The sequence below is a fragment of the Serratia sp. LTN-2 genome, from assembly GCF_059740205.1.
Genome location: NZ_JCAXDO010000002.1, coordinates 25,354 through 32,018, shown reverse-complemented (window position 1 = coordinate 32,018; position 6,665 = coordinate 25,354). Strand labels below are relative to the sequence as shown.

General features: G+C 57.6%; 6 protein-coding genes, 1 tRNA gene and 1 pseudogene. 3 read left to right on the top strand and 5 right to left on the bottom strand.

Annotated features, from left to right (window positions below; all coding sequences use genetic code 11):
• Window positions 1–581, top strand: a pseudogene (locus AC6BYQ_RS03940) (Tn3 family transposase); the annotation flags it as partial.
• 189 nt (window positions 582–770) lie between these two features.
• Here the strand turns inward: AC6BYQ_RS03940 and cycA are convergent.
• On the bottom strand, window positions 771–2,171 hold the full coding sequence (cycA, locus tag AC6BYQ_RS03935; protein WP_498056339.1) for a D-serine/D-alanine/glycine transporter: 1,401 nt from the start codon (window positions 2,169–2,171) through the stop codon (window positions 771–773).
• Window positions 2,172–2,520: 349 nt separating this feature from the next.
• Here cycA and AC6BYQ_RS03930 point away from each other — a divergent pair.
• Window positions 2,521–2,596 (top strand) — tRNA-Lys (locus tag AC6BYQ_RS03930).
• A gap of 220 nt (window positions 2,597–2,816) precedes the next feature.
• Here the strand turns inward: AC6BYQ_RS03930 and AC6BYQ_RS03925 are convergent.
• On the bottom strand, window positions 2,817–3,320 hold the full coding sequence (locus AC6BYQ_RS03925; RefSeq protein WP_498056338.1) for a DedA family protein: 504 nt from the start codon (window positions 3,318–3,320) through the stop codon (window positions 2,817–2,819).
• Window positions 3,321–3,394: 74 nt separating this feature from the next.
• Window positions 3,395–4,708 carry an MFS transporter gene (locus AC6BYQ_RS03920; protein WP_197667450.1) on the bottom strand — a complete coding sequence of 438 codons (1,314 nt, stop codon included), beginning with the start codon at window positions 4,706–4,708 and terminating at the stop codon, window positions 3,395–3,397.
• A gap of 369 nt (window positions 4,709–5,077) precedes the next feature.
• Here AC6BYQ_RS03920 and AC6BYQ_RS03915 point away from each other — a divergent pair, with 369 nt between their 5' ends.
• Window positions 5,078–5,380, top strand: coding sequence for a putative quinol monooxygenase (locus tag AC6BYQ_RS03915; RefSeq protein WP_498056337.1), 303 nt, complete (start codon window positions 5,078–5,080; stop codon window positions 5,378–5,380).
• A gap of 117 nt (window positions 5,381–5,497) precedes the next feature.
• On the opposite strand, the gene AC6BYQ_RS03910 is transcribed toward AC6BYQ_RS03915, so the two are convergent.
• Complete coding sequence (locus AC6BYQ_RS03910; RefSeq protein ID WP_498056336.1) at window positions 5,498–6,052, bottom strand: hypothetical protein; 555 nt, start codon at window positions 6,050–6,052, stop codon at window positions 5,498–5,500.
• On the bottom strand, window positions 6,036–6,602 hold the full coding sequence (locus AC6BYQ_RS03905; RefSeq protein WP_498056335.1) for a GNAT family N-acetyltransferase: 567 nt from the start codon (window positions 6,600–6,602) through the stop codon (window positions 6,036–6,038). The genes AC6BYQ_RS03910 and AC6BYQ_RS03905 overlap by 17 nt, the downstream gene beginning before the upstream one ends.
• Between the last annotated feature and the right edge of the window lie 63 nt (window positions 6,603–6,665).

The window sequence follows — 6,665 nt, the reverse complement described above, 5'->3', positions numbered from 1 at the left end:
ACGATGCTGAGCTGAGGGAGACCATATTTAGCAGCATACCGAAAAGCAGGCTGGCAGAATCCGTCAGCAAGGTAAATGAGCTGGCCCGGCCTCAGAACAACAATTTCCATGACGAAATGGTGGAGCAGTACGGGCGGGTAAAGCGTTTTCTTCCGGCGGTATTGAGCGACTTGCATTTCCAGGCAACGTTAGCCGGAGAACATATGCTGTCCGCCATTCATTATCTGACCGAACTGAACGGCTCGAAAAAGCGCATCCTGGACGATGCGCCTGAACATATTATTACCGGCCCCTGGAAACGCCTGGTGTACGATGCGAAGGGGCGGATACAACGTGCCGGTTACTCGCTTCGCCTGCTGGAGCGTCTTCAGGATGCACTGCGTCGACGGGGCATTTGGCTCGAAAACAGCGATCGCTGGGGAAATCCCCGTGAGAAGCTGTCGCAGGGAGAAGAATGGCAGGCGCAGCGGGTCCCCGTCTGCCCAGCGCTGGGACATCCCACCGATGGACATAGAGACGTGCAACAGTTGGCGGTCCAGCTGGGTGAAACTTTTTTGTCTGAAGCCCTGCGGTATGAGCGAGTCTGGTGGAGGGCGCTGGATGAGGGGGGGGGGACGACATAGGGTTCGGCGAACTGATACTGGCCCGGTACGACAAACGAAATCATCGTATAATCCGGGCCGATTAAGTCAAAAAGTGTCACCTATGTGACCGGTCAGGTCTGTAACCTATGTGACCGATTCATACAGAGATCCGCCCCTTTTTTTGCATCACGCGGTTTTCTTCTTGCGCAGGAACACGTAAGACAGGCCGAGCACGATGAACCACAGCGGGGTGATGATCAGCGCCTGGCGGGTGTCTTCGCGCAGCGACAGCAGCACCAGCACGAACGCGAAGAACGCCATGCACACCCAGCACATCAGTTTGCCGGCAGGCATTTTGTAGATCGACTTCTGGTGCAGCGCCGGGCGCTGTTTACGGTAGACCAGGTACGAACACAGGATGATGGTCCAGACGAACATGAACAGAATCGCCGACACGGTGGTCACCAGGGTGAAGACCGTCACCACGTTCGGGATCAGGTAAATCAGCACCACCCCGCCCAGCAGGCAGATGCAGGAGAAGGTGAGGCCGTTGGCGGGTACCGCGCGCTTGGACAGGTTGGCGAACGACTTCGGCGCGTCGCCTTCCAGCGCCAGCCCGAACAGCATGCGGCTGGTGGAGAACACCCCGCTGTTGGCGGAGGAGGCGGCGGAGGTCAGCACCACGAAGTTGATTACGCTGGCCGCGGCCGGCAGGCCGATCAGCACGAACAGTTCAACGAACGGGCTCTTGTCAGGCACCACGGAGTTCCATGGCGTCACCGACATGATAACGATCAGGGAGAACACGTAGAACATGATGATGCGGATCGGAATCGAGTTGATGGCGCGCGGCAGCGACTTCTCCGGATCCTTGGTTTCCGCGGCGGTGGTGCCCACCAGCTCAATGCCGACGAAGGCGAATACGGCGATCTGGAAGCCGGCGAAGAAGCCGCTGATGCCTTTCGGGAACATGCCGCCGTCATTCCACAGATGGGTGAATGAGGCCACGGTTCCGGTCGGCGACTGGAACTGCATGGCGATCATCACCAGCCCGGCGACGATCAGCCCGACGATGGCGACGATTTTGATCATCGCAAACCAAAACTCCATTTCGCCGAACATCTTCACCGTCGCCAGATTAAGGCCGAGCAGCAACAGCACGCACAGCAGTGAAGCGATCCACTGGGAGAGTCCCGGGAACCAGAACTGGGCGTAGGCGGTGATCGCCACGACGTCGGCGATGCCGGTCACCACCCAACAGAACCAGTAGGTCCAGCCGGTGAAGAAACCGGCCCACGGGCCGAGCAGGTCCGCGGCGAAATCGCTGAAGGATTTGTACTCCAGGTTGGACAGCAGCAGCTCGCCCATGGCGCGCATCACGAAGAACAGCATAAAGCCGATGATCATGTACACGAAGATGATCGAGGGGCCGGCCAGGCTGATGGTTTTACCGGAACCCATAAACAGGCCGGTGCCGATGGCGCCGCCGATGGCGATCAGTTGAATATGTCGGTTAGTGAGGTTTCGCCGTAGATGATCTTCTGAGGCGGGCGTCGCTTCAGTCGCTATTTTAGAGTGATCTACCATCTGATGATGTCCTGTTTTACCTGTCATTAGTGAAATCGCGAGCTCTGAAGTGGCTCTTTTTTATACATTTATCCGGTTGGTCCGGCTTTAGTAAGGTAGTGCAATAACGCCACCTTTGTGCAACATGTTTACAACATTTATACGCGGGATAAAAGTCGATCAATCTTTACACGGAGGAGGCAAATCGGACGTTCAGGGAGCGGAAGATTACTCTTCAAAAGAGGGGATTAACAGACCTTATGCGGCTTATCTCGTTGATTAAACAAAGGGTTGTAAATTTCGCATGAGAAAAAGTAATGCGTGTAAGCGTTTGACAGCGCCTCCGACGAGGAGGACAATTTACCTCGTTGGGTCGTTAGCTCAGTCGGTAGAGCAGTTGACTCTTAATCAATTGGTCACAGGTTCGAACCCTGTACGACCCACCAACCAAATCAGCGTGTTACGCTCAGACTTTTCTTCGTTTCTTCCCGCATTGCGCCGTTTTAAGCGCGCATTCTGCAAAAAAATTCGCATTTTTCGACTGATGTTCAGAAAGGTGATCTGGCGCAAACTGCAATGTTGCACCGGACTTTATACGGCAAGGAAGGCTGTGCGCTGGCGCAACGTCGGCGTAGGGGCGGGCCATTTGCCCAAGAATCTTTCAGGTCAGGAAACGGGGAATAAATGCGCAGCCGACATCAAAAGCAGCGCCCAGACGGCGGCCGAGAGCGCGGCGGTGGCATAGACGCGCCGCGCCGGCAGTTGCAACATGCCGGCCATCAGCGGCACGGTGTAACGCATCACCGCCAGAAAACGCGAGGCGAACAGCAGCGGTAGCCCGCGTTTTTGCAAGGCGCTTTGCGCTTTACGCAGCGGAGCGTGAAAGCGCACCGGCAGCCGGCGGCCAAGATCTCGGCGGCATAGCAGCGTGCCGCAGTGGAACGACAGGATCGATCCCAACGCGGCGCCGAGGGCGATGGCCGCCCAAACCGCGCCGATGGGCAGCGCATGCTTGCCCGCTACGATGCCCATCAGCAGCGTGACCGAGGCGGGCGGCAAGACGGAAGACACTACGATCACGGATTTACCCAGCGCAAACAGGAAAATCAGCAGCAGCAACATCTCCGGGTCCGGGCTGTATTTGGCGATAATGTGCGTCAATTCATCCATTTAACACCTGCGGGTGAGGAGGCTGAGTGTCAGTGTCACATCCACAGGTTCAATAATGGCTAAATAACGCGCCGCTATCCGGCAATCTCTGCGTCTGGTTTGCTCACGTCGGCACGCCGATGTTTGAGCGCCCATAATAGCGCGGCGCACAGCAGTGAAAAGGCGGCCAGCACCAGCGGCCCGGCATGTGGGCTGTTGAAGCGCTGTTCCGCCTCGGTGCGGATAAGCGGAGCTAAAAAGCTGAATGCGGCGCCGAGCGTGGTGCAAAAACCGATGCCGGCCGCCAGCGCCGGGCCGGTCAGCACCTGGGCGGGAAACGTCCAGAAAATCGGTTGTACCGCCAGGAAACTTACCGCGCAACAGCTCAGGGCGACGATAGCGAGCAAAGGGCCGGCATAGGATGAGACCACCAAACCCAGCGCTGCCGCTACCATGCAGCCGACGGCGATCGGTAATCGTCTGGCGGTTTTTCTGTCGGCATAGCGCGGCAGGAAATAGACGCCCAGCGCGGAGAATGCCCAGGGAATGGCGGCCACCAGCGAGGCCTTGAAGCCAAGATGGGTGCCCATCAGCGAGGCGACCTGCGACGGCAGGAAAAACATCAGGCCGTATACGCCGATCTGCAGGGTGCCGTAGATCAATGCCAGATGCCAAACTTTGCCGCTGCTCATCGCCGCTTTGACGCTGCTGGTTTCGGTCTGCTGCTGTTCATCGGCCAATTGTGCCACCAGCGCCGTGCGTTCTTCCTCGCTCAGAAAGCGCGCCTGCCGTGGATTATCGTCGAGATAGAAAAAGGCGAAAACGCCGAGGACGACGGCCGGCAACCCTTCCAACACAAACATCCAGAACCAGCCGGGTTTACCCAACACGCCGTGCATCTCCAGCAATGCCCCCGACAGCGGTGAACCAAGCGTCAGCGCCGCTGGCACGCCGAGCACGAAAATGCCAATGACCGAGGCGCGAACCTTATTGGGAAAATAGATCGACGCCAGCAGCAGGATGCCGGGGTAAAAGCCGGCTTCGGCGATCCCCAGCAGAAACCGCAGGACGATAAATTGCTGTTCGTTGGTCACCAGCCCGGTGCAGGCCGATAACGCGCCCCACAGCGCGGTGGTGGCGCTAAGCCAGCGTTTGGCGCCCCAGCGATTCATCAACAGGTTGGCAGGGATGCCGAACAGCGCATAGGCGGCAAAGAATATCCCGGCGCCCAGGGCAAAGGCGGATTGCGACAGTGCGATATCGATGGCCATTGCGTCTTTGGCAAAACCGACGTTAACCCTGTCGATAAAGGCGATGAAATACATGGCGAACATCAATGGCACCAGTCTGCGCCAGGTTTTGCGGATGGCGGCATTGAGCGCAGGGGCGGCATAGGTGGCGTGATTCACTGGCGTTAACCTCTCTTCTGAGAATGACAAACGTCGGTCACAAGACCGTCTGGCGCCGTCGCCGATGACATCGGATTTTTTTCGTGCCTTTAAAGGTCTAAAGGACTAATGGTAAGGCCTTTAACGGCGAAAAAACGCCGCGCAGTGCGTCGGCATATCGCAGCAGACATCACCCTAGTGAATGGTGTGTTGCTTTTTTGTTAATCAAAAGTTCACACAGGGCTGTGGCGTGTTCAAGCGCTTTGATCGAGATCTGTGTGCGCTATCACCGAATTGAGAACTCGGTTAGAGGCCTGGAGAGCGTCGCTTTCTTCTCGAGAAGGAGAAAGATAAGGTGAAACACGACAAAACGGAATGCAGGAGTGCGACATGCTTAAGGTCATTGCTGAAGATTTTATTCATCCGGAACACATTGAAACCGTCATGCCCTGGTATCGTGAGCTGGTGGAAAAAACCCGACAGGAGCCGCTGTGCATCAGTTATGACCTGTGCATCGATCGGCAGGATCCCGGGCATTTTATTTTTATCGAAAACTGGCCGGACCGCGCCGCTCTGGATGTGCATTGCCAAACCGAGCATTTCACCCGGCTGGTGCCGCAGATCAATCAGCATCAGCGCAAGCCTTGCACCTTCCTGTTTATGCAGGCATTTCCGGGCCTAAACGACGGCTAGATGAAAAAAGCCCCGCAGGGGGGCGGGGCTAATGGCTTCTCAATGCATGTTATAGTGGTTAATAAATAACCTTTCCGATCGCGTTATGCTTTGAGAATGCTCCTAAACACATTCGCACTATGAATGGTTGTGCGGCATGACCTCGCTGGCGGTTTTGATGGCGCGCAACATGCGGCGGCGTATCAACCCGCTGACCAGGCGAATGGTATACCAGTAGGGAGTAAACCGCCGCCGGCTGGCGTCGTCGGGGCAGAAGATGCGCGTTTCCGTCACCAGACGGCAACGGCCGTCCGGCAGCGGGCTCACGGCATAGCCCAGCGCCAGTTTGGCGACGCCGGGCTGCGCGAAGGCCAGAAATTCCGGCCCGTCAGCGACCTGTTTCAGGCCGTATTCGGCCTGCCAAAAGCGGCCGATCAGGCCATAGACCAACGCGCCTTCATCTTGCTCGAGCAGGCAAAAGTTATGCAGGCCAAACGGCGGCGGGCTGGGTTTATTGCGTGGCATCAGACGCGCGGGCAATTCGCGCAGCGCTATCATGCTGCGGAAAAAGCGATCGTGCTTGGGATCGTAAGCGACCACGGCCGCCAGGACCCGGGCCTGCGGCGCGGCGATGGCGATCGCGTGCCGCTCCGAGAACTGGTATTGCCTAAGGTATTTATTCAGCAGCTTCATGTTTTGCAGCTTCCCGCCATTCGCTTTGCAGCAGAGCGAAACCGAATTCGTCGCCCCATGCGCCTTTGAAAAACACGTTTTGCCGCCAACAGGCTTCACGACGAAAACCAAGATTGCTGAACAGCGCGGCGGCGCGAAGATTTCGCGCGTCCACCACGGCGGTAATGCGGTGCTTCGCCAGCGGCCCGAACAGCAGGGCGATGGCTGCGCTCAGCGCCTCGCGCGCCTGACCTTGCCGCTGATGAGCGGGATCGAAGGTCACGCCCAGCTCAGCCTGGCGTCCCTCATCGAAAAAATGCACTGCGACATCGCCCAGCAAGGCGCCGTCCTCGCGGCGTTCGACCGCCAGTTGAAACCAGCTGTCGTCGCGGTTGAAGGGGAGCTGCTGCTGCTGTTCGAAGAAGGCCTGTGCGTCCGCCGCGTTGTAGTCGCTCCAGCTCTGGTAGCGCGCCACGTCGGGATGGTTGCGGTAAGCGGTAAAATGGGGCAGATCGTCGGCCGTGAACGGGCGCAGGATCAGCCTGGGGGTCAACAGAGGCAAATGGCGCATTGTTTTTCCTTATCAGCGCATTAAGGCAACGGGCAGTGTAGCTTAGCGTCGAGAGATGGGCTG